This window comes from Pseudomonas sp. TMW22091 (assembly GCF_022496705.1).
Taxonomy (GTDB): Bacteria; Pseudomonadota; Gammaproteobacteria; order Pseudomonadales; family Pseudomonadaceae; genus Aquipseudomonas; species Aquipseudomonas saxonica.
Genome location: NZ_SCFI01000006.1, coordinates 111,919 through 134,808 on the forward strand (window position 1 = coordinate 111,919; position 22,890 = coordinate 134,808).

Below are 22,890 nucleotides of genomic sequence, written 5' to 3' on the forward strand. Positions count from 1 at the left end.
TTACGCGATCGCCGTAGGTCATACGTCTCGTAGTAGTCAATGCAACTGATTCGCATTTTGAGTCAGCTTCGCAACTAATAAGATTCGTTCACCACGGAGCGCTATCAATGCCCACACGTTTCAACAGCCGGTCCAACTCCAACGCCCGCACAGGCGGGTTGCAGCAATACACGCTGTCGTTGTTGACCGTCGCCGTGCTATTAGCCGGCGTACAAGCGGTTCCGGCCATCGCCGCAACCAATACGCCGCCTGCCAGCACCTCCGTGGGCAATTACAAGTTTGCAATTTCTCAACAGCCCCTCGCCTCCGCCCTGAATGACTTTACTGCCGTCACCGGCTGGCAGGTGGGACTACCCGCCGAACTGGCGCAGGAAGTGTCTTCACCGGGTGTACACGGCTCGCTCTCCCCCGAAAAAGCGCTGGACCGTTTGCTCATTGGCACCAACCTGGGTTATCGCAAACTGAGCGCCAACAACATCGTGCTTGAAAAGCGCAGCGGCAACAGCGGCACGCTGGCCCTTCAACAAGTGACCATCAGCGCTACGCGTCAGGAACAGGACGTCAACTCGGTACCCAGCACAGTCACCGTGCATGATCGCCAAGAGCTCGACCGCGATAACGTCAATAACATCAAGGATCTGGTGCGCTATGAGCCGGGTGTGTCAGTAGGCGGTGCCGGTCAGCGCGGCGGTATCAGCAACTACAACATTCGAGGCATCGACGGCGACCGGATTCTGACCCAGATCGATGGCGTCGAAATTCCCAATTCGTTCTTCAATGGCCCCTATGCCAAGACTCAGCGTAACTACGTCGACCCGGAAATCATCAAGCGCGTTGAGATCCTGCGTGGCCCGGCTTCAGCGCTGTATGGCAGTAACGCCATTGGCGGCGCCGTCAGTTATTTCACCCTCGACCCGGATGACATCATCAAGCCAGGCCAGGATGTGGGCGCCCGCCTCAAGGCCGGCTACAGCTCGGCCGATCGCAGCTGGCTGAAATCGGGCACCGTGGCGGGCCGTTCTGGTGAGTTTGACGGTTTGCTGCACCTGAGCCAGCGCGAAGGTCACGAAACCGAATCCTACGGTGATCATGGCGGTACCGGTTTATCCCGCACCGCTGCCAACCCGGAAGACATCAAAACCACGAACGTGCTGGCCAAGGCAGGCTGGAACTACAACGAAGACGACCGTCTGGGGTTTACCTACGAAAAGTACAAGGACCGCGTCTCGGTCAATGAAAAAAGCGCTGTCGGCGGGCCGTTCAACGCAGGCAAACCTCTTGGTATGTACCTTTCGCGCGAGGGTAAAGACACCATTAGCCGCGAGCGCTTCGGGCTGGAAAACAGCATGGTGCTCGACACCGCGGTGGCTGATCACTTCAAGTGGAGCCTGAACTATCAGGTCGCTAAAACCGATCAGGACACGCTGGAGGATTATTTCCCTTACACCCGTCGCGTGATGCGCTCGCGCACTACCACCTACGAAGAAAAAATGTGGGTGCTCGACGCTCAGGCAGATAAGGCTTTCCACCTTGGCGACACCGATCATTTGTTGACCTACGGTGCCACCGTCAAACACCAGAAAGTCACCGGCTCACGCAGCGGCTCGGGCATATGCCTGGCTGTGGGTCGGGGTTGCACGGCGATAGGAGCCCCGAGCCCCAGTGACTATCTGGTCAAGTCCAGCGACTTCCCGGACCCGACCATCAACACCTACAGCCTGTTCGCGCAAGACCAAATCAGCTGGAACAACTGGACCTTCATGCCGAGCTTGCGCTACGACTACACCAAGCTCACTCCGCATATCACTCAGGAGTTCCTCAACACTGTTAACCCCCTCCAGAAAGACCCGGTGAGCGATGCCGACAAAGTCTGGCATCGTCTGTCACCCAAGTTTGGCGTGACGTACGAGTTTAACGACAACTACACCTGGTACGGCCAATACGCCGAAGGCTTCCGCACGCCAACTGCCAAGGCGCTGTATGGCCGCTTTGAAAACCTTGAGGCGGGCTACTCCGTAGAACCGAACCCGAATCTTGAGCCGGAAAAAAGCAAAAGCTACGAAACTGGCCTGCGCGGTAAATTTGAGGCTGGCACCTTCGATCTGGCTATTTTCTACAACAAATACCGCGACTTCATAAACGAAGACGCCATCACCCCCGGTTACAGCGAACTTGCCTTCCAGAGCAACAACATCAAACACGCCACCATCAAGGGGGCTGAAGTCAAAGGCCGCCTGAACCTGGACGCGTTCGGGGCTCCTCAGGGTCTCTACACGCGGGGCTCGGTAGCCTATGCCCACGGCCGCAACAACGACACCGGTCAGCCGATCAACAGCGTCAACCCGCTGACAGCAGTCATGGGCCTGGGTTACGAGCAACAAAACTATGGGGCGCTGGTGAGCTGGACATTGGTGAAGCGCAAAGACCAGGTCGACGACAGCACCTTCTTCTCGCCAGATGGCACCAGCTCCCAATTCAAGTCGCCGGGCTATGGCGTCGTCGACCTGAGCGGTTACTACAAAGTGACCAAGGACGTCACCGTCAACGCGGGCCTGTACAACCTGACCGACAAGAAGTACTGGAACTGGGATGACGTGCGCGGCTATGACAGCGTCGGTGAAGCGGGCGTGCTGAACCCGGCCAACATGGACCGCCTGACGGCTCCAGGCCGTAACTTCTCGGTCAATCTGGTCTGGGACATCTAAGCCAGGGGCCTCATTGCGTAGTCATTAACGCTACGCAGTGAGGATTTTTTACTGTGATGCGTCTTCTTGTTCGTCTAGTTACAAAGCGCATTTCATCCTCAAAGGATATTTTCATGACCACAACAGATTCAGCTCTGCGTCCATCCGAGCGTTCCAAGCGCCTGACCCTCGCTACCCGTGAAACTCACGACACGCTGGGCGAAAAAGTCATGGGGCGCGACCCGTTTGGCAGTCTCGAAAACTACATCCATTTCGCGACTGCGCAGTATCTGTTCCTGACTGAACTGGCGCCACTGCACACAGACCCACGACTGACCCAACACATTCCGAACCTGCCTGAGCGTTGCCGTGCATCGCAGATCAAGGCTGATCTGAATGACCTGGGTGTCGACCTGCCTGCCCCGGTTCAGGGCGCTGTGAAAAACCCGAGCAAAGCGCAAGCGCTGGGCTGGGTATTTGTTTCAGAAGGCTCGAAACTGGGTGCCGGTGTATTGATCAAACAGGCGCGTCTGCTGGGCCTGAGCGAAACCCACGGAGCACGCCACATGGGCGAGCCCGCCGAAGGCCGTGGCCGCAACTGGAAGAGCTTCATCGAAATGCTCGACAGCATCGAACTCACGCCTGAGGAAGATGCCGAGCTGGAGCAAGCAGCCAACGATGCCTTCAGTCGTTTCACCTTCTTGCTGGAACAGACCTACGCGAAACAACCTGAACTGGCTTAAGCTAGCAACCCGGTTAGCCCTCGCTGACCGGGTGTACTTTTTATACGTCCTGAGCTTATGACCTGCCAAACCCGATCCTCGTCGAAAATCGCTCGTATCCTGTTCGGCTTGCTCGCTTATGTAAGTTTGGGCATTGGCCTGATCGCGATCGTGATTCCTGGCCTGCCGACCACCGAATTTATTTTGCTTGCCGCGTGGGCCGCGACCAAAAGCTCCCCGCGTCTGAGCGCATGGCTTGAAAATCACCGTTTGTTCGGCCCGATTCTGAGCAACTGGCGTAATGGCAAAATCATCCAGCGCAAAGCCAAAGTCAGCGCCACCCTCAGCATGCTGGTGTGCGCCGGGGTGATGCTGTACGTGCTTGATCACAACTGGCCGGTATTTCTGGCCATTGCAGGCATGAGTCTGGGTAATCTGTGGATCTGGTCGCGCCCCGAGCGTTTACCCACACTCGCTCCTGTAGCCGCTGCCGAAGGCTGTGATGGGCTGCGCAGCGGACCTCGCGATTCTGCTTGAGCCAAGGCCCGGCGGTTCTTATCGCAGCCTGCGGCAGGGACTACAGGGGGCAGCCCTACAACGTCAACGCGCCGCTGTACAACCCATAAGCCGCCACCAGCGCGGCCACCACCACCCCGGCAAAGATCACTTTTTCCCAATGTTTAAACAGCACCTGGCCTTGTTCATGCTTGGCCTTGGCAAAAAAGACGATCCCCGGCGCGTATAACAACGCGGACAGCAACAGGTATTTGGGCCCCGCTGCATACAACAGCCATACGGCATAAATCAGTGCCACCGCGCCCACCAGAAAATCCTTGATACGGCGACGACTCGCCCGCTCGTAGGTCTCACCGCGCACGCACAGGAGCACTGAATAGGCAGCCGACCACAAATACGGCACCAATATCATTGATGACGCCAGATAGATCAGCGTGGTGTAAGTTCCGGCAGACACCAGTGTAATCAGCAGAAATACCTGAATCATCACGTTAGTCAGCCACAGGGCATTAACCGGCACACGGTTGGCGTTTTCCTTTTTCAGGAACGCCGGCATGGTCTTGTCCTTGGCCGTGGCAAAGAGAATTTCAGCGCACAGCAGCGCCCAGGACAACAACGCCCCCAACAGCGAAATGGCCAACCCGATACTGATCAGGATCGCGCCCCACTCCCCCACCACATGCTTGAGTACTCCGGCCATCGAGGGGTTTTGCAATTTGGCGAGTTCAGGTTGAGTCATGATCCCCAGAGATAGCACGCTGACCATCACCAGCAATGCCAACACCCCAAGAAAACCGATCACCGTCGCCTTGCCCACGTCCGAACGCCTCTCGGCCCGCCCCGAGTAAACGCTGGCCCCCTCTATACCGATAAACACAAACACTGTGACGAGCATCATATTGCGCACTTGATCCATGACGCTGCCGAGCGCCGGGGTCTGTTCGCCCCAAAAATCCATCGTGAAGATATCGGCTTTGAAGGCGACCCCCGCCAGCACGATAAACATCACGATGGGCACCAGCTTGGCAATGGTGGTGAGCTGATTGATAAAGGCGGCCTCCTTAATGCCGCGCATCACCAAAAAATGCACCCCCCACAGCAGTAACGATGCACAGCCGATGGCCAGCGGGGTGTTGCCATGACCAAATGCCGGGATGAAAAACCCCAGGGTGCTGAACAGCAACACGAAGTAACCGACGTTACCCATCCAGGCACTGATCCAGTAACCCCAGGCGGATGAGAACCCCATGTAATCGCCAAACCCGGCCTTGGCGTAAGCGTAAACACCTGAATCCAGTTCCGGCTTGCGATTGGCCAGCGTCTGGAACACAAAGGCCAATGCGAGCATCCCCACCGCTGTAATCGCCCAACCGATCAGTACGGCACCACCAGCAGAGTGCTCGGCGATATTTTGCGGCAAGGAAAAGATACCGCCGCCAATCATTGAGCCGACCACCAATGCAATCAATGCATTGAGCCGAAGCTTCTGGGTCTGCTGATCCATCGACACCTCTGTGTTTAAGTTGATGTTTAATGTTTAGCAGGCTACAGGCGTTCACTGACTAAATATATGCGGGCCTGATCCGTTTAATACGCCGCGTAATAACCCCGATTTTTTAATCGCAACATTATCTATTGAAACCTAAAAAACAATTCATATGTAGGCGGCCTTTTAGATTTTTTCGAAGCAGATGAAACATGAGCAGTGCATTTGCAAATCTGAAAATACTGTCTAGCTTCAATACCCACAACACCGCAGTTAAAAGCGCAACTGTCGCTACGAAAGCCTCTGAATCAGGCTTTCTCTGTGTGGTCGATAATAAACCGCGCTATCGATTGCCCCCTCTTCGCTCGACTGACAATGGAATGTCGTAATGCCCTGACCTAAGTCAACCGGCTTAAAAAACAACGGATTAATCTTTTAGACCTTATCTCTCCTGGATTGGAGTCACTACAAATGTCTGATACTCCTGGAAAACTTCGACTGGGTGCATTGGTTGCTCTGGTAGTCGGCTCAATGATTGGCGGCGGTATCTTTTCGCTGCCGCAAAACATGGCAGCCAGTGCCGATGTCGGCGCCATTCTTATCGGCTGGGCGATCACCGCAGTCGGCATGTTGACGCTGGCTTTTGTGTTCCAGACCCTGGCCAATCGCAAACCCGATCTTGACGGCGGTGTATACGCCTATGCCAAGGCCGGTTTTGGCGATTACATGGGTTTCTCATCTGCTTGGGGTTACTGGATCAGCGCATGGCTGGGTAACGTCGGCTACTTCGTGCTGCTGTTCAGCACCTTGGGCTACTTTTTCCCGATCTTCGGCGAAGGCAACACGCCGGCAGCCATTATCGGCGCGTCAATCCTGCTCTGGGCCGTGCACTTTCTGGTGCTACGCGGTATCAAGGAAGCAGCGTTCATCAACCTGTTGACCACGATTGCCAAAGTCGTGCCGCTGGTGCTGTTCATTCTGATCGCCTTCTTCGCCTTCAAACTGGACATCTTCACCAGCGACATCTGGGGCGTTAAAAACCCTGATCTGGGCAGTGTGATGAATCAGGTCCGCAACATGATGCTGGTAACGGTCTGGGTGTTTATCGGTATCGAAGGGGCGAGCATTTTCTCCTCTCGGGCTGAAAAACGCTCCGATGTGGGTAAAGCCACCGTCATCGGCTTCATCATCGTTCTGCTGTTGCTGGTGCTGGTGAACGTACTGTCCCTAGGCATCATGACTCAGCCTGAACTGGCCAAACTGCAGAACCCTTCGATGGCGGCCGTGCTTGAGCATGTGGTCGGTCACTGGGGCGCAGTGCTGATCAGTGTGGGCTTGATCATCTCGCTGCTGGGTGCGCTGCTGTCGTGGGTGCTGCTGTGCGCCGAAATCATGTTCGCGGCCGCTAAAGACCACACCATGCCGGCGTTCCTGAAGAAAGAAAACGCTAACCACGTGCCGGTCAACGCCCTGTGGCTGACCAACGCCATGGTTCAGCTGTTCCTGATCATCACGCTGTTCTCGGCCAGTACTTATCTGTCGCTTATCTACTTGGCGACTTCGATGATCCTGGTGCCATACCTGTGGTCTGCAGCCTACGGCTTCCTGCTGGCGGTGCGCGCAGAGACCTATGAGAACGCCCTGGCCGAACGCAAAAAAGACCTGATCATCGGCGGTATTGCGTTGATCTATGCCATCTGGCTGATCTATGCCGGTGGCCTGAAATACCTGCTGCTCTCGGCCTTGCTGTACGCACCAGGCGCCATCCTGTTCGCCAAGGCCAAGCGTGAAAGCGGTCAACCCGTTTTCACCAACATCGAAAAAGTTATTTTTGCCGCCGTCGTGATAGGTGCCCTCATAGCGGCCTATGGGCTCTACGACGGCTTCCTGACCCTGTAACACACCTGTTTATGTTCTTTGGAGGATGACTGTAATGACCACCGAAAAAGTGAAGTACGGCGTACATTCCGAAGCCGGCAAGCTGCGCAAAGTAATGGTCTGCTCCCCTGGGCTGGCTCATCAGCGCCTGACGCCCAGCAACTGCGATGAACTGCTGTTTGATGACGTACTGTGGGTCAACCAGGCCAAGCGCGACCACTTCGATTTCGTGACCAAAATGCGTGATCGCGGTATCGACGTGCTTGAAATGCACAACCTGCTGACCGACATCGTTGCCATTCCAGAAGCGCTGGACTGGATTCTTGAGCACAAGGTAACGCCAAACCAAGTGGGTGTGGGCCTGGTCAACGAGGTCAAGTCCTGGCTTAAAAGTCTGGAGCCACGCAAAGCAGCTGAATACCTGATTGGTGGCGTGTCGGCTGATGATCTGCCCGACAGCTTTGGTGGCAAGACCATCCAGATGTTCCGCGACGTACTGGGCCACACCAGCTTTATCCTGCCGCCGCTGCCTAACACCCAGTTCACCCGTGACACCACCTGCTGGATTTATGGCGGCGTGACGTTGAACCCGATGTACTGGCCTGCCCGTCGTCAGGAAACCCTGCTGACCACGGCGATTTACAAGTTCCACCCTGAGTTCACCAACGCCGACTTCCAGATCTGGTACGGCGACCCGACTGTTGACCACGGCAACGCCAGCCTTGAAGGCGGCGACGTGATGCCAATCGGCAAAGGTGTGGTGCTGATCGGTATGGGCGAACGCACCTCGCGTCAGGCCATTGGCCAACTGGCGCAAAACCTGTTCCAAAACAAAGCGGTTGAACGCGTCATCGTCGCGGGCTTGCCAAAATCTCGCGCGGCGATGCACCTGGACACCGTGTTCAGCTTCTGCAACCACGACCTGGTCACCATTTTCCCTGAAGTCGTGAACCAGATCGTTGCGTTCTCCCTGTATCCGGACGAAAGCCGCAACGGCGGTATCGCAGTCGTCCAGGAAGAAGGCAGCTTCGTTGACGTGGTTGCCAAGGCTCTTGGCCTGAAAAAACTTCGCGTGGTCGAAACCGGCGGTAACGCCTTCGCCGCCGAACGTGAACAGTGGGACGACGGCAACAACGTGGTAGCACTGGAACCGGGTGTGGTCATCGGCTACGACCGCAACACCTACACCAACACCCTCTTGCGCAAAGCCGGTGTGGAAGTGATCACCATTAGTGCATCGGAACTGGGACGCGGCCGTGGCGGCGGCCACTGCATGACCTGCCCAATCATTCGCGACCCAATCGACTATTAATTAATTCATTTATTGATTGCTTGCGCCTGCCCTCACAAAGGGCTGGCGCAAGCCGGTTAACTTAAAACCAAGGAGATCACCATGGCGTTTAACATGAAAGGCCGCAGCTTGCTGAGTCTGATGCACCACACTCAACGTGAGCTGCACTTTTTGCTGGACCTGTCCCGCGACCTGAAGCGCGCCAAGTACACCGGCACGGAACAGCCACACCTCAAAGGCAAAAACATTGCCTTGATCTTCGAAAAAACCTCGACGCGTACCCGTTGCGCGTTTGAAGTTGCCGCCCACGATCAGGGCGCACACGTGACCTACATCGACCCGGTTTCTTCGCAAATCGGTCACAAAGAAAGCATGAAAGACACCGCCCGCGTTCTGGGCCGTATGTTTGATGCCATCGAATACCGCGGCTTTGAACAAGCCATCGTCGAAGAACTGGCCAAGTATGCCGGTGTACCGGTGTTCAACGGCCTGACCGCTGAATTCCACCCGACACAAATGATCGCTGACGTGCTGACCATGCGCGAACACAGCGACAAGCCACTGCATGACATCAGCTATGCGTACCTGGGCGATGCCCGAAACAACATGGGTAACTCGTTGCTGCTGATCGGCGCGAAATTGGGCATGGACGTGCGTATTGGCGCACCAAAAAGCCTGTGGCCTGAAGAGTCGTTTGTAAAAGAGTGCCAGGCATTCGCCAAAGAAAGCGGCGCACGCATCACCCTGACAGAAGACCCGAAAGCAGCGGTAAAAGGCGTCGACTTTATCCACACCGACGTGTGGGTATCGATGGGCGAACCGGTTGAAGCCTGGAACGAGCGCATCAAGTTGCTGCTGCCGTACCAAGTCAACTCGAACATCATCAAGGCGGCCGAAAACCCACGGGTTAAATTCATGCACTGCCTGCCTGCGTTCCACAACTGTGAAACCAAGGTCGGCAAAGATGTGGCAGAGCATCACCCGAACCTTAAAGACGGCATTGAAGTGACTGAGGAAGTGTTCGAATCCCCGATCAACATTGCCTTTGAACAAGCTGAAAACCGCATGCACACCATCAAAGCCATTCTGGTGGCAGCACTGGCTGATATCTAAGCCTCAGCGCAGGAGCGGGTCTGCCCGCTCCTGCTGTTCCAATTTGCCTTTCAATAAGGACATTATCTATGCGTATCGTCGTAGCACTGGGCGGTAACGCCCTACTGCGTCGCGGTCAGCCCATGACCGCTGAGAATCAACGCGAAAACATCCGCACCGCCGCCACACAAATCGCCCGCATTGTTCCCGGCAACGAACTGGTGGTGGCTCACGGCAATGGCCCGCAAGTGGGCCTGCTGTCCTTGCAGGCCGCTTCCTACAAAGAAGTCGCGCCGTATCCTCTGGATGTGCTGGGTGCTGAAACCGAAGGCATGATTGGCTACATGATCGAGCAGGAGCTGGGCAATGTATTGCCCAAGGAAGTGCCCTTCGCCACCTTGCTGACCCAGACCGAAGTCGATCCCAAAGACCCGGCCTTCCAAAAACCCACCAAGCCGATTGGTCCGGTGTACAGCGAAGAAGAAGCCAAGCGTCTGGCCGCCGAAAAAGGCTGGACCATTGCCCCGGACGGCGACAAATTCCGCCGTGTGGTGCCAAGCCCGAAACCCAAACATATTTTCGAAATTCGCCCGATCAAATGGCTGCTGGAAAAAGGCACCATCGTGATTTGTGCAGGGGGTGGCGGCATTCCGACCATGTACACCGAGGACGGCAAGCTTCAGGGTATCGAAGCGGTCATCGACAAGGACCTGGCCTCGTCGCTGCTGGCTCAAGAGCTGAAAAGCGACCTGCTGGTAATTGCTACAGACGTCAACGCCGCCTTTATCGACTGGGGCAAACCCACACAAAAAGGCATCTCCCATGCCCACCCGGACGAGCTGGAAAAACTCGGCTTCGCGGCAGGTTCGATGGGGCCTAAAGTAGAAGCTGCCTGCGAATTTGCCCGTAAAACCGGCCATACCGCAGTCATTGGCGCACTGGCGGATATTGAAGCAATCGTTCAAGGTAAAGCAGGCACTCGGGTCAGCACCGAGAAGCCAGGCATCACCTACTTCTGAACCAGAGGGCGGGCCGCAGGGTCTGCCCTTTAACCCCATGCCTCAAGGAGTTCCTCTATGGCCTCGTTCGAACCCGGTCACTTGCACATCCATCGAGAGCCGTTGCAACCTGGCGATTTCGGGTACGACATCAAGATTGATTACAAGGTCGTACAAGACCCCAAGGTTGGTAAAGCCATGCAATTCGATATGCACGGCCAAATCAAAGGCAAAGACTTTAAAGAGTCATTCACCCTGCCCAAGGATCTGGCCTTCAACTTTGCCCATGATGCCTTCCAGATTGCGGTGAAACACGGTATTCCAAAGACTGCAGACATCCGCGCGATGCACGGTTTCTACGACAAAATGTTTGCGGATGTGATGGCCCAGCTTAATCACAAGCCGGGTGATCCCATTGATCTCAGTCATCTCGACTGAACTGTTGGATGCTCGACTGCTCTGGTAGTCGCTGACGAGGAACCAAGGCTGTAATCGGCGGCAACGCCGTCGAACAACCGGATACCCGTGGCATTGCATGTTGCGACCGCTTCGCGCTCGATTGCAGCCTTCGTCAGCGACTACAAGTCGATGCCTGTGCGGGTCAGCAGCACGTAAGTAACCGCCACATTTCACCTATCCCCCCCTCCAAGGCATACTGGCCAACCCTGCTGGCCAAAAGTAATCACCGTTCATGCGCATCCATGTCAGTTTTATCGACCGTGTCGGCATCACCCAGGAAGTCCTGGCCTTGCTCGGCGGCAGAAACCTTAATCTGGATGCCGTGGAAATGGTTCCGCCCAACGTCTACATCGATGCCCCGACCCTGAGTCAGCGGGTCCTCGATGAGTTGCGCGATGCGCTCTTCAACATCAAGGGCGTACAGGCTGTCACGGTGGTCGACATACTTCCGGGGCAACGCCGCCACCTGCAACTCGACGCGCTGCTGGCAGCCATGACCGACCCCGTGTTGGCGCTCGACAGTGACGGCCACGTGCTGCTGGCCAACCCTGCACTCGTGGCTCTTTACGGGCATGAGCCGACCGGTGAAAGTATCGGTGAACTGTTCAGCGACCCCGGCTTGCTTGATGTGTTGCTGAGCAACGGCTTTCGTCTTCCCCTGCGCGAAGTCACGCTCAATGGTCACCCGCTGATGCTCGACGCAACGCCGATCACCGATGCAGGCGCCTTGCTCACGCTGTACCAGCCCAGCCGTATTGGTGAGCGACTGGCGGCCCTGCATCACGATCATGCCGAAGGCTTTGACGCCCTGCTGGGCGACTCACCGGCTATCCGCACCCTCAAGGCCCGCGCTCAACGCGTGGCCGTGCTGGATGCACCGCTATTGATTCAGGGCGAAACCGGCACCGGCAAAGAACTGGTGGCCCGCGCCTGCCATGCCATCAGTGATCGTTTCAATGCACCCTTTCTGGCCTTGAACTGTGCAGCGCTGCCCGAGAACCTCGCCGAAAGCGAACTGTTCGGCTATGCCCCCGGTGCCTTTACCGGCGCCCAACGCGGCGGCAAACCGGGACTGATGGAATTGGCCAACCACGGCACAGTGTTTCTTGATGAAATCGCCGAAATGTCACCGTACTTGCAAGCCAAATTGCTGCGCTTCTTAAACGACGGCAGCTTTCGCCGGGTCGGTGGCGAGCGCGAGGTCAAGGTCAATGTACGCATCCTCAGCGCCACCCACCGCGACCTCGACAAAATGGTCAGCGAGGGCACCTTTCGCGAGGATCTGTTCTACCGGCTGAATGTACTCAACATCGCCGTACCGCCCCTGCGTGAGCGCGGTCAGGACATTCTGCTGCTGGCGCGTACGTTCATGCAGCAGGCCTGCACGCAAATACAGCGTCCGGTGTGCCGCCTTGCGCCAGGCACCTACCCGGCGCTGCTAAGCAACCCCTGGCCCGGCAATGTGCGGCAATTGCAGAATGTCATCTTCCGCGCCGCCGCCATCTGCGAAAGCACGCTGGTCGACATTGGTGACCTGGACATCGCCGGAACCTCCGTTGCACGCCAAAGTGACGGCGAAATTGAAACCCTCGAAGGCGCTGTAGAAGCCTTCGAAAAAGCCTTGCTGACAACACTTTATGTCAGCTACCCCTCGACTCGGCAATTGGCCAGCCGTCTGCAAACATCGCACACCGCCATTGCGCACCGACTGCGCAAGTACGGCATCCCCGGCAAGTCTTGAGGTGCAACTGTATCGTTTTCGTTCCAGTGGAGCGATTTCGATACACTCGGTTACAAGCTCAACAGTGCAAGGCTTTGATCCGCATAGATTTTTTTCCAACCCCGTATCTGTAGCGATTTCGCTACAGCCGACTCACCAGCCACGCCTCTAAAAATTAATTAAGCCATTGATAAATAACGATATTTTCAAACTGGCAACCATCTTGCATTCATCTCCTCAATAAGCTCGACCTGCGCGAGCATTAACTGTGACCACCAGACGTGTCTGGCCCTGAGGAGTTTGCATGAGCGAATTGCGTTTTACTGAAGACCACGAATGGCTGCGCGCCGAAGCTGACGGCAGCATCACCGTAGGCATTACTGCGTTTGCGCAAAACGCTCTGGGCGATGTGGTGTTTGTGCAACTCCCTGAGTTGCAGGTCTACGACAAGGGCGCAGAAGCCGCCACGGTCGAGTCGGTAAAAGCGGCCAGCGGTGTTTACATGCCCCTGGACGGCAAAGTGCTCGAAGTGAACCCGGCACTGGATGACAGCCCTGAACTGGTTAACGAAGACCCGCTGGGTGAAGGCTGGTTCTTCCGTTTCCAGCCCACCGATGCCAGCGCCGTCAGCAAACTGCTGGATCAAGATGCGTATGACCGCCTGATCAAAGCCAACGCCCAAGCCTGAGGAGCCGTCATGACCATCAATCTCAGCACTGCCAACGAATTTATCGCCCGCCACATTGGCCCGCGTCACGCCGATGAGCAGGCGATGCTCGCCACCCTCGGTTTTGACTCTCTGGAAGCGCTCAGCGCCAGCGTCATCCCGGACAGCATCAAGGGCACCAGCGTGCTCGACTTGCCCGCCGGCCAGAGCGAAGCCGATGCCCTGGCCTCGATCAAAGCCATAGCGACGAAAAACCAACTGTGTAAAACCTATATCGGCCAAGGCTATTACAACTGCCACACGCCCTCGCCGATCCTGCGCAACCTGCTGGAAAACCCGGCCTGGTACACCGCCTACACGCCGTATCAACCTGAAATATCCCAAGGCCGCCTCGAAGCCCTGCTCAACTTCCAAACGTTGATCAGCGACCTCAGCGGCTTGCCTATCGCCAATGCCTCGTTGCTTGATGAAGCCACCGCGGCTGCCGAAGCGATGACCTTCTGCAAACGTCTGAGCAAGAACAAAACCAGCCATCAGTTCTTTGCTTCCAGCCATTGCCACCCGCAAACCCTCGACGTACTGCGCACGCGGGCCGAGCCATTGGGCATTGAAGTGGTCGTTGCGGATGAACGTGAACTGGGTGACGTATCGGCCTTCTTCGGCGCGCTGCTGCAATACCCTGCGAGCAACGGCGATGTATTCGATTACCGCGAGTTGGTAGAGCGCTTTCACGCCGCCAATGCACTGGTTGCCGTTGCGGCAGACCTGCTGGCATTGACCCTGTTGACGCCGCCGGGAGAGTTCGGCGCGGACGTGGCCATCGGCAGCGCTCAGCGTTTTGGTGTACCACTGGGCTTTGGTGGCCCGCATGCGGCCTACTTCGCAACCCGCGACGCGTTCAAGCGCGACATGCCGGGACGTCTGGTCGGTGTGTCGGTTGACCGTCATGGCAAGCCGGCGCTGCGTTTGGCGATGCAAACCCGCGAGCAACATATCCGCCGTGAAAAGGCCACGAGTAACATCTGCACCGCACAAGTGCTGCTGGCCAATATCGCCAGCATGTACGCCGTGTATCACGGCCCGGCGGGCCTGACCCAAATCGCTCAGCGCACTCACCAACTGACTGCCATTCTGGCCAAAGGCCTGATCGATTTGGGCCTGAAGGTCGAGACAGCGAACTTCTTCGACACCCTGACGCTCAACACTGGCGCAAATACCGCCGCCCTGCACGCTAAAGCCCTGACACAGAACATCAACCTGCGCGTTATCAGCGATCAGCGTCTGGGCCTGTCACTGGATGAAACCAGCAGCGAATCCGATGTGATTGCCCTGTGGAGCTTGTTCGCCGCCGATGGCCAGGCCCTGCCTGACTTCGACGCACTGGCGGCTAGCGTAGTTGGCACCTTGCCAGCAGCGCTGATGCGTCAGTCACCGATCCTCAGCCACCCGGTATTTAACCGTTATCACTCCGAAACCGAGCTGATGCGCTACCTGCGTCGTTTGGCTGACAAGGATCTGGCACTGGATCGCACAATGATTCCGCTGGGTTCATGCACCATGAAACTCAATGCTGCCAGCGAAATGATCCCGGTGACCTGGGCCGAGTTTGGCAACCTGCACCCATTTGCGCCTGCCGAACAAAGCCTGGGCTACCAACAGCTGACCACTGAACTGGAAGCCATGCTCTGCGCGGCCACTGGGTATGACGCCATTTCACTGCAACCGAACGCCGGTTCTCAGGGCGAATACGCGGGCCTGCTGGCGATTCGAGCCTATCACCAGAGCCGTGGCGATGAGCGCCGCGACATCTGCCTGATTCCGTCTTCGGCCCACGGCACCAATCCCGCCACCGCCAACATGGCCGGCATGCGGGTAGTAGTCACCGCGTGTGACGCACGCGGCAACGTCGACATTGAAGACCTGCGCGCCAAAGCCCTTGAGCATCGTGATCATCTCGCAGCGCTGATGATCACTTACCCGTCCACCCACGGCGTGTTCGAAGAAGGCATCCGCGAAATCTGCGGCATCATTCATGACAACGGCGGTCAGGTGTACATCGACGGCGCCAACATGAACGCCATGGTCGGCTTGTGCGCGCCGGGCAAGTTCGGCGGTGATGTGTCCCACCTCAATCTGCACAAAACCTTCTGCATTCCCCACGGCGGTGGTGGCCCGGGTGTTGGCCCGATTGGCGTCAAATCGCACCTGACTCCCTTCCTGCCGGGGCATGGCACGATGGAACGCAAAGAGGGTGCAGTCTGCGCAGCGCCTTTTGGCAGCGCGAGCATTTTGCCGATCACCTGGATGTACATCCGCATGATGGGCGGCGAAGGCCTCAAGCGTGCATCGCAACTGGCCATCCTCAACGCCAACTACATTGCCCGCCGCCTTGAAGAGCACTACCCGGTGCTGTACTCGGGCAGCAATGGCCTGGTGGCGCACGAATGCATTCTGGACCTGCGCCCGCTCAAGGACAGCAGCGGCATCAGTGTCGACGACGTGGCCAAGCGCCTCATCGACTTTGGCTTCCACGCCCCGACCATGTCGTTCCCGGTGGCCGGTACGCTGATGATTGAGCCAACCGAAAGTGAATCCAAAGAAGAGCTGGATCGCTTCTGCGAAGCGATGATCCGCATCCGCGAAGAGATTCGCGCGGTCGAAAACGGCACGCTGGACAAAGACGACAACCCGCTGAAAAACGCTCCGCACACCGCAGCTGAAATGGTTGGCGAATGGACTCATCCGTACAGCCGCGAGCAGGCTGTGTACCCGGTAGCGTCCTTGATCGAAGGTAAATACTGGCCGCCGGTTGGCCGGGTCGACAACGTCTTCGGCGATCGCAATCTGGTCTGTGCCTGCCCGTCGATCGAAAGCTACCAAGAGGCATAAGTACCCCGTAGCCGCTGTCGCAGACTGCGATAAGGACTGAAGGGCCTTCGCTTGCACGTTTAGAAGCGGGGCCAGCTTCGCAGTCCATCGCAGCCTGCGGCAGCGGCTACACCTTTTCACCTGTCCCTAATAAGAAACCGGAGAACCCTATGTCGTTAAGCGTGTTCGACCTGTTCAAGATTGGCATCGGCCCTTCCAGCTCCCATACCGTCGGCCCCATGCGCGCAGCCGCGCGCTTTGTCGAAGGGTTGCGCCGCGATGAGCTACTGCCAAATACCGCCTGCGTAAAAGTGGAGCTGTATGGCTCACTGGGCGCTACCGGCAAAGGTCATGGCAGCGACAAAGCCATATTGCTGGGCCTGGAGGGCGAACACCCGGACACCGTTAACACTGACACCGTGGCCGAACGTCTGGCCTCGATCCGCAGCAGCGGGCGCTTGAACCTGCTGGGCGAACACCCCATCGATTTCAATGAAAAGTCGCATCTGGCGATGATTCGTAAACCCCTGCCCTATCACCCTAACGGGATGATTTTCCGCGCTCTGGACGCCGCCGGCATTCAAATTCGCAGCCGCGAATATTACTCCATAGGCGGTGGCTTCGTAGTCGATGAAGGCGCGGCGGGCGCTGATCGCATCGTCGAGGACAGCACCGAGCTGAAGTACCCGTTCAAGACCGCTAAAGACCTGCTGCGCCATTGCGTCACCCACGGTCTGTCGATCAGTCAGGTGATGATGGCCAATGAAAGCGCATGGCGCCCGGAGGCCGAAACTCGCAGGGGTCTGCTCAACATTTGGCAAGTCATGCAGGACTGCGTCAGCGCAGGCTGTCGCAACGAAGGCATTTTGCCCGGAGGCTTGAAGGTCAAGCGACGGGCCGCCGCCCTGCACCGTCAATTGTGCAGCAACCCCGAGGCCGCGTTGCGCGATGCGCTTTCGGTGCTCGACTGGGTGAACCTGTATGCACTGGCGGTCAATGAAGAAAACGCCAACGGCGGGCGCGTGGTGACTGCCCCCACTAACGGCGCGGCCGGGATCATTCCCGCTGTGTTGCATTACTACATGCGCTTTATTGGCGGTGCCAATGAAGACGGCGTGGTGCGCTTTATGCTCACGGCCGCTGCCATTGGCATTTTATACAAGGAAAACGCCTCGATCTCAGGGGCCGAAGTTGGCTGCCAAGGCGAGGTTGGGGTGGCTTGCTCGATGGCTGCCGGGGCCTTGTGTGAAGTGCTGGGCGGAAGCGTTCAGCAAGTTGAAAACGCAGCCGAGATCGGCATGGAGCACAACCTTGGCCTGACATGCGACCCGATTGGCGGATTAGTGCAAGTGCCCTGCATTGAGCGTAACGCCATGGGTTCGGTCAAGGCCATCAACGCCGTGCGCATGGCTTTGCGAGGCGACGGTCAGCACTTTGTGTCATTGGACAAAGTGATCCGCACCATGCGCCAGACGGGCGCCGACATGAAAAGCAAATACAAAGAGACCGCTCGCGGCGGTCTGGCTGTCAACATTATTGAGTGCTGATTTTCAAGGAGTCTCGAATGTCCACCGAACAACTGCTTAAAACCCCTCTGCACACACTGCACATTGAGCTCGGCGCCCGCATGGTGCCCTTTGCCGGTTATGACATGCCCGTGCAATACCCACTGGGTGTAATGAAAGAGCATCAACACACCCGTGAGCATGCCGGGCTGTTTGACGTATCGCACATGGGTCAAATTCGCCTGACCGGTGCTAATGCTGCCCAGGCCCTGGAAGCTCTGGTGCCGGTGGACATTATTGACTTGCCAGTGGGCATGCAGCGCTATGCCATGTTTACCAACGAAAAAGGCGGCATTCTGGACGACTTGATGGTTGCCAACCTGGGTGATGATCAACTGTTTCTAGTGGTCAACGCGGCGTGCAAAGAACAGGATCTGGCGCATCTGCGCAAACACTTGAGCGCCCATTGCACGATCGAACCGTTGTTCGAAGAGCGCGCTCTGCTTGCCCTGCAGGGCCCGCAGGCTGTGACTGTGCTGGAACGGCTGGCGCCTGAAGTGGCCCGCATGACCTTTATGCAATTTGCCCCGGTCACGCTGCAAGGTGTGCCGTGTTATGTCAGCCGCTCAGGGTATACCGGCGAAGACGGCTTTGAAATTTCCGTCCCGGCCGAACACGCTGAAGCGCTTGCTCGCCGCCTGCTGGCAGAGCCCGAGGTTCAGGCGATAGGTCTGGGAGCCCGGGATTCGCTGCGCCTGGAGGCCGGGCTGTGCCTGTATGGGCACGATATGAATCAAGAAACCACGCCGATTGAAGCAAGCTTGCTGTGGGCGATTTCAAAGGCGCGCCGTAGCGATGGCACGCGTGCCGGAGGTTTCCCGGGCGCAGAACAGATTTTCGACCAACAGCAAAAGGGCGTGACGCGCAAACGTGTGGGTTTGCTGCCACAAGAACGCACCCCGGTACGTGAAGGTGCAGAGATTGTCGATGCTAACGGTACGTCTATCGGCACGGTCTGTAGCGGCGGCTTTGGCCCTACGCTGGGTGCGCCTTTGGCGATGGGTTATGTGAACACCGCGTTTACCCCATTGGACTCCGAAGTCTGGGCCATCGTGCGGGGTAAACGAGTGCCGATGAAAGTGGCGAAAATGCCGTTTGTGCCGCAGCGCTATTACAGAGGTTAAACGCGGCCTTAACCGTTGCAGGCCCTGCACAAGTGCCTGCAACTGCGATATATCAATATCGGATAACGATAGTAAAAAATTGACTTAAAACATTCATTCAATTGAACACGACTATTAATATGTTCTGTTTATTAAACAGCACTCAACCATAACAAACAGAACTCACTACACTTCGAATAGAGGGTTGTTTTTTTAATTTCATTTTCGTAGAGTTTGCTTACTGTGTTTGCATGGGTCGCTGGAACCGTGACCTGGGCAGTAGCTTCATTGTTTGCTACAACCCGCTCTACGTCTCTTACTTCCTGCAACCCAGCACCGGTCCTCTTCCACGCGAAGAGGCTGCCATCAATTGTTAGTGTCAAGGAATTAAGAAATGTCCCAACGTCAAAGCGGTACCGTCAAGTGGTTCAACGACGAGAAAGGTTTTGGTTTTATCACCCCTGAAAACGGTCCCGATTTGTTTGTGCACTTTCGAGCCATTCAGGGCAATGGTTTCAAAAGCCTGAAAGAAGGTCAGAAAGTTACCTTCATCTCGGTTCAGGGCCAAAAAGGCCTGCAAGCTGACGAAGTGCAAGCCGAAGGTTAATTTTCTGCTGCACAAAAGCCTCTGATACTGATATCAGAGGCTTTTTTATGGGCGCAATTTTGTAAGATTGCTTTTTACCTTACAGAGAGCCTGCCATGTCAAATCCACCGCTTAGCCCCCAAGGCGAGTTTCCTGCCGTCGGTCTGGGGCGTCGCCTGGCAGCCATCTTCTATGACTCTTTGCTGTGTACGGCCTTGCTGATCGTCACCACCTTTATTTATAAGCTGGTCATGATGGGCTTTATCGGCGAAGCCAAAATGCGGGCACTGTCAGAATCCGGTGCCTTGGATGGCGACCCGTTGCTCTCTACGATCTTGTTTTTTGTTCTGTTCGCTTTCTTCGCCAAGTTCTGGACTCACTCAGGGCAAACCCTGGGCATGCAGGTGTGGGGTGTGCGGGTTCAGAATGCCGACGGCACCGCCATTAGCCTGTGGCAAGCTTTGCTGCGGTTTATCGTATCGATTGGCTCATGGCTGTGTTTAGGGCTGGGGTTTTTCTGGTCGCTGTTTGACAGACAAAAGCGCACTTGGCATGACCTGTATTCCAGCACTCAGTTGGTACGCATTCCCAAGCCGAAAAAATAGAGCATACAAAAAAGCCCGCATCTCTCGATACGGGCTTTTATTTGCGCAGCCTAAGGCACCCGCTAAGGGTTACGCATGAGCATCAACTATTCGGCCAGCTTGAAGGTAATAAAGCTGGCACGTCCCTGACGCAGAACCCGCATCGACACCGAACGATTCTTCGGCAATGCCTTGGCAATGTCAGCGAACTCCTTGGCATTGTTGATTGCCTGGTTGTTCAGGTGGGTGATTACATCGCCCGGTTGCAGACCGATCAAGGCCGCTGGACCGTCCTGAACATCCTTGATGATGACGCCGCCCTTGATGTCGTTAGCTTTCTTCTGCTCTTCGCTCAAGTCCGCCACAGACACGCCCAGACGGTTGCTGCTTTGCTCGGCGCCGGTGACAGCGTTCATTTCCTTGCCTTCGTCAGGGATAGCACCCACGGTCAGGTCCAGGGTTTTGCGCTTGCCGTCACGAACAACTTCCAGGCTTGCTTTGCTGCCCGCCTTGAGTGCGCCGACCAGATGCGGCAGGTCAGCAGACATAATGATTGGCTGACCATTCATGCTTAGAATCACGTCACCCACTTGCAGACCACCTTTGGCGGCAGGGCCGTCCTCAAGCACCTGAGCCACCAGCGCACCGGCTGGTTTTTCCAGACCGAACGACTCGGCCAGATCCTTGTTGACCTCTTGAATGACCACGCCCAACCAGCCACGGCTAACCTTGCCACCGGCCTTCAGCTGGTTGGCAACATCCATCGCGACGTCGATAGGAATCGCGAAAGACACCCCCATAAACCCACCGGAACGGGTGTAGATTTGCGAGTTGATGCCGACCACTTCGCCCGCCAGATTGAATAGAGGCCCGCCCGAGTTCCCCGGATTGATTGGCACATCTGTCTGGATAAATGGCACGTAGCTTTCATTCGGCAAGCTGCGATTGATTGCACTGATAATCCCTTGGGTCACCGTGTGGTCAAAACCGAACGGAGATCCGATCGCCACCACCCATTGACCCGCCTTGAGGTCCAGAGACTTGCCCAGTTTCAAGACAGGCAAATTTTTGCCATCGATTTTCAACAAGGCCACATCGGAGCGCGGATCGGTGCCGATAACCTTGGCTTTCATTTCACTGCGATCGGACAGGCGCACGATGATTTCATCGGCATCGGCCACCACATGGTTGTTGGTCAGAATGTAACCATCCGGCGAGATGATAAAACCTGAACCCAACGACTGAGCCTCACGCTGTCGTCCGCCCTGCCCGCCTCGCGGTTGCGGGATGCTGCGCTCAAAGAAATCACGGAGACCTGGTGGCAGACCTTCCAGGTCAGGCATTTGGCCCATGCTGGAAATTCGACGATCCGGCAATTTTTGCGTAGTACTGATGTTCACCACTGCCGGCGAGGCTTGCTCGACCAACTGCGTGAAGTCAGGTAGCTGTGCTTCAGCAAAGGCTGGCACTGCCTGCCCGAGCATCAGTACGGCTGCAAAAATGGGTAAATAAGATTTCAATCGAGGCATCGATATACAGCTCCCGTTATTAGCAGCAAAGTTAAGCGGCAGGCACCAAAAACCAAGGTCAAAGCATAGACCGTTTTTCAGACCCCGAAAAACAAACAAGGCCAAAGCCCTTCAGGACTCTGACCTTCATAATAAGAGAATGGCAAACTGAAATTGTCACCTGCCATGTCTGAACCGCCTAGGGCTTACCCTGAGGCGTGACAACACCTGAGCGCATTGACAACGCGATTCGCTCAGCGGTGCCCATCGGAATTTCACCTACCACAGTCGCCATCATATCGCCGTCCGGGCTGGTCAGGTGACGTGAAACAGCAACAGTGGGACCCAGTTGCAAGCGGCTGTCGGGAACCGCAGCGCCAAGCAACGGCTCAAGAAAGACCGAGAAGCGGGTCAAGCCATCGTCATACAAAAGGTTAGTGACTTCTGACTTAGTCTGGGGATCACGTGTAACAGCACTTGCGACCAGTTCAAAGCCGGGCGGCAGCCAGTCCGAGTGCCAAATCTGGGATGATTTTGGCGCAGACGCTGAGGTGTTTGATGCAACCACTGGAAGGCATCGCGCTGTAGGCTTTAATTGACTCTCGCTGGGCGCAGCAGGATCAAACGTGATGAACTGAAAGCGTTCCAGCAACTGACCTTTGTCATTAAGCAGCAAGGACTTGAGGGTCACACCGGTTTCGCTGTCCAGATAAAGTTCGAACCCATAGCGATGCTGATCGCGCGGGGTCAAGGTAATCACTTCAACCGGCCGACCGGCAACCCGTGAGTCTCCCGTCTTGGCCACTGAATACCAGTTGATCAATTTTTGCGCATCAAACTTGCGCGGCGCGGCAACGCTGACTTTGCCTAGTCCGGAAATCGTCTTGCCACCGACACAATCGGTGCGTCCGTCACTGCGAACTACCTCCTGAGTAGCGCCATCCAATTGCATCAACCGTTCCCGCGTATTGCCATCCAGCACGCTGTGCCAAATGCCATGGGTAGAAAAACTACCATTACGCTCGTAAACGAAAGTGCCTTGATAGCTTTGCAGCTGCTCAGCCTGCCCAAGACGTTTAAGCCAGTCCTGGGCATCATCCGCCTGAGCAGGTACGGCAAACCAGCCGCTGAGCAGAAGAGGTAACAGAGGTAGAACGCGCATC

At 56.4% G+C, this 22,890-nt stretch carries 18 protein-coding genes; 15 read left to right on the plus strand and 3 right to left on the minus strand.

All coding sequences use genetic code 11. The features are described from left to right. Positions 1-107 precede the first annotated feature (107 nt). The 3 genes from EQV93_RS13360 (at position 108) to EQV93_RS13370 (ending at position 3,943) form a co-directional block, all read left to right on the plus strand. Positions 108-2,705 carry a TonB-dependent receptor gene (locus tag EQV93_RS13360; RefSeq protein ID WP_240891725.1) on the plus strand — a complete coding sequence of 866 codons (2,598 nt, stop codon included), beginning with the start codon at positions 108-110 and terminating at the stop codon, positions 2,703-2,705. Between the two features lie 113 nt (positions 2,706-2,818). Beyond that, positions 2,819-3,427: a biliverdin-producing heme oxygenase gene (locus EQV93_RS13365; RefSeq protein WP_240891726.1), complete on the plus strand. Its 609-nt coding sequence runs from the start codon at positions 2,819-2,821 to the stop codon at positions 3,425-3,427. Between the two features lie 57 nt (positions 3,428-3,484). After that, positions 3,485-3,943, plus strand: coding sequence for a YbaN family protein (locus EQV93_RS13370; protein ID WP_240891727.1), 459 nt, complete (start codon positions 3,485-3,487; stop codon positions 3,941-3,943). A 55-nt stretch (positions 3,944-3,998) separates the two neighbouring features. On the opposite strand, the gene arcD (EQV93_RS13375) is transcribed toward EQV93_RS13370, so the two are convergent. Beyond that, the gene (gene arcD / locus EQV93_RS13375) at positions 3,999-5,426 is read right to left on the minus strand and encodes an arginine-ornithine antiporter (RefSeq protein ID WP_122781918.1); all 1,428 of its coding nucleotides are present in this window, start codon (positions 5,424-5,426) and stop codon (positions 3,999-4,001) included. 453 nt (positions 5,427-5,879) lie between these two features. Here arcD (EQV93_RS13375) and arcD (EQV93_RS13380) point away from each other — a divergent pair, with 453 nt between their 5' ends. From arcD (EQV93_RS13380) to EQV93_RS13435, 12 genes are all read left to right on the plus strand, one after another. Further along, entirely contained in the window at positions 5,880-7,307 is a 1,428-nt protein-coding gene (gene arcD / locus EQV93_RS13380) for an arginine-ornithine antiporter (RefSeq protein ID WP_122781917.1), read from the plus strand. Between the two features lie 34 nt (positions 7,308-7,341). Next, complete coding sequence (gene arcA, locus EQV93_RS13385; RefSeq protein ID WP_122781916.1) at positions 7,342-8,598, plus strand: arginine deiminase; 1,257 nt, start codon at positions 7,342-7,344, stop codon at positions 8,596-8,598. Between the two features lie 81 nt (positions 8,599-8,679). After that, positions 8,680-9,690, plus strand: coding sequence for an ornithine carbamoyltransferase (locus EQV93_RS13390; RefSeq protein ID WP_122781915.1), 1,011 nt, complete (start codon positions 8,680-8,682; stop codon positions 9,688-9,690). A 68-nt stretch (positions 9,691-9,758) separates the two neighbouring features. Then, the gene (arcC, locus tag EQV93_RS13395; protein ID WP_122781914.1) at positions 9,759-10,688 is read left to right on the plus strand and encodes a carbamate kinase; all 930 of its coding nucleotides are present in this window, start codon (positions 9,759-9,761) and stop codon (positions 10,686-10,688) included. A 57-nt stretch (positions 10,689-10,745) separates the two neighbouring features. Continuing rightward, positions 10,746-11,105 (plus strand): DUF5064 family protein, encoded by a 360-nt coding sequence (locus EQV93_RS13400; protein WP_122781913.1) that lies wholly within the window; start codon positions 10,746-10,748, stop codon positions 11,103-11,105. A gap of 253 nt (positions 11,106-11,358) precedes the next feature. Beyond that, positions 11,359-12,867: a sigma-54-dependent transcriptional regulator gene (locus EQV93_RS13405; RefSeq protein WP_122781912.1), complete on the plus strand. Its 1,509-nt coding sequence runs from the start codon at positions 11,359-11,361 to the stop codon at positions 12,865-12,867. Positions 12,868-13,150: 283 nt separating this feature from the next. Then, positions 13,151-13,534, plus strand: coding sequence for a glycine cleavage system protein GcvH (gcvH, locus tag EQV93_RS13410; RefSeq protein ID WP_122781911.1), 384 nt, complete (start codon positions 13,151-13,153; stop codon positions 13,532-13,534). Positions 13,535-13,543: 9 nt separating this feature from the next. Further along, complete coding sequence (gene gcvP, locus EQV93_RS13415) at positions 13,544-16,402, plus strand: aminomethyl-transferring glycine dehydrogenase (protein WP_240891728.1); 2,859 nt, start codon at positions 13,544-13,546, stop codon at positions 16,400-16,402. 149 nt (positions 16,403-16,551) lie between these two features. Continuing rightward, positions 16,552-17,928: an L-serine ammonia-lyase gene (locus EQV93_RS13420; RefSeq protein WP_240891729.1), complete on the plus strand. Its 1,377-nt coding sequence runs from the start codon at positions 16,552-16,554 to the stop codon at positions 17,926-17,928. Positions 17,929-17,945: 17 nt separating this feature from the next. Beyond that, a complete protein-coding gene (gcvT, locus tag EQV93_RS13425) occupies positions 17,946-19,070 on the plus strand; it encodes a glycine cleavage system aminomethyltransferase GcvT (protein WP_240891730.1) in 1,125 nt (374 codons plus the stop codon). 373 nt (positions 19,071-19,443) lie between these two features. Next, complete coding sequence (locus tag EQV93_RS13430; RefSeq protein ID WP_122781907.1) at positions 19,444-19,656, plus strand: cold-shock protein; 213 nt, start codon at positions 19,444-19,446, stop codon at positions 19,654-19,656. A gap of 95 nt (positions 19,657-19,751) precedes the next feature. After that, on the plus strand, positions 19,752-20,240 hold the full coding sequence (locus EQV93_RS13435) for an RDD family protein (RefSeq protein WP_122781906.1): 489 nt from the start codon (positions 19,752-19,754) through the stop codon (positions 20,238-20,240). 86 nt (positions 20,241-20,326) lie between these two features. Here the strand turns inward: EQV93_RS13435 and EQV93_RS13440 are convergent, their stop codons facing one another. Both EQV93_RS13440 and EQV93_RS13445 read right to left on the minus strand, forming a co-directional pair. Next, positions 20,327-21,754, minus strand: a complete 1,428-nt coding sequence (locus tag EQV93_RS13440; RefSeq protein ID WP_122781927.1) for a DegQ family serine endoprotease — start codon at positions 21,752-21,754, stop codon at positions 20,327-20,329. A gap of 172 nt (positions 21,755-21,926) precedes the next feature. Then, complete coding sequence (locus EQV93_RS13445; protein WP_240891731.1) at positions 21,927-22,889, minus strand: MucB/RseB C-terminal domain-containing protein; 963 nt, start codon at positions 22,887-22,889, stop codon at positions 21,927-21,929. Position 22,890 lies beyond the last annotated feature (1 nt).

What these genes read in the sequence shown, in the direction of transcription:
- EQV93_RS13360 (WP_240891725.1), top strand. Translation starts at nt 108, where the DNA reads ATGCCCACACGTTTCAACAGCCGGTCCAACTCCAACGCCCGCACAGGC.
- EQV93_RS13365 (WP_240891726.1), top strand. Translation starts at nt 2,819, where the DNA reads ATGACCACAACAGATTCAGCTCTGCGTCCATCCGAGCGTTCCAAGCGC.
- EQV93_RS13370 (WP_240891727.1), top strand. Translation starts at nt 3,485, where the DNA reads ATGACCTGCCAAACCCGATCCTCGTCGAAAATCGCTCGTATCCTGTTC.
- arcD (WP_122781918.1), bottom strand. Translation starts at nt 5,426, where the DNA reads ATGGATCAGCAGACCCAGAAGCTTCGGCTCAATGCATTGATTGCATTG.
- arcD (WP_122781917.1), top strand. Translation starts at nt 5,880, where the DNA reads ATGTCTGATACTCCTGGAAAACTTCGACTGGGTGCATTGGTTGCTCTG.
- arcA (WP_122781916.1), top strand. Translation starts at nt 7,342, where the DNA reads ATGACCACCGAAAAAGTGAAGTACGGCGTACATTCCGAAGCCGGCAAG.
- EQV93_RS13390 (WP_122781915.1), top strand. Translation starts at nt 8,680, where the DNA reads ATGGCGTTTAACATGAAAGGCCGCAGCTTGCTGAGTCTGATGCACCAC.
- arcC (WP_122781914.1), top strand. Translation starts at nt 9,759, where the DNA reads ATGCGTATCGTCGTAGCACTGGGCGGTAACGCCCTACTGCGTCGCGGT.
- EQV93_RS13400 (WP_122781913.1), top strand. Translation starts at nt 10,746, where the DNA reads ATGGCCTCGTTCGAACCCGGTCACTTGCACATCCATCGAGAGCCGTTG.
- EQV93_RS13405 (WP_122781912.1), top strand. Translation starts at nt 11,359, where the DNA reads ATGCGCATCCATGTCAGTTTTATCGACCGTGTCGGCATCACCCAGGAA.
- gcvH (WP_122781911.1), top strand. Translation starts at nt 13,151, where the DNA reads ATGAGCGAATTGCGTTTTACTGAAGACCACGAATGGCTGCGCGCCGAA.
- gcvP (WP_240891728.1), top strand. Translation starts at nt 13,544, where the DNA reads ATGACCATCAATCTCAGCACTGCCAACGAATTTATCGCCCGCCACATT.
- EQV93_RS13420 (WP_240891729.1), top strand. Translation starts at nt 16,552, where the DNA reads ATGTCGTTAAGCGTGTTCGACCTGTTCAAGATTGGCATCGGCCCTTCC.
- gcvT (WP_240891730.1), top strand. Translation starts at nt 17,946, where the DNA reads ATGTCCACCGAACAACTGCTTAAAACCCCTCTGCACACACTGCACATT.
- EQV93_RS13430 (WP_122781907.1), top strand. Translation starts at nt 19,444, where the DNA reads ATGTCCCAACGTCAAAGCGGTACCGTCAAGTGGTTCAACGACGAGAAA.
- EQV93_RS13435 (WP_122781906.1), top strand. Translation starts at nt 19,752, where the DNA reads ATGTCAAATCCACCGCTTAGCCCCCAAGGCGAGTTTCCTGCCGTCGGT.
- EQV93_RS13445 (WP_240891731.1), bottom strand. Translation starts at nt 22,889, where the DNA reads ATGCGCGTTCTACCTCTGTTACCTCTTCTGCTCAGCGGCTGGTTTGCC.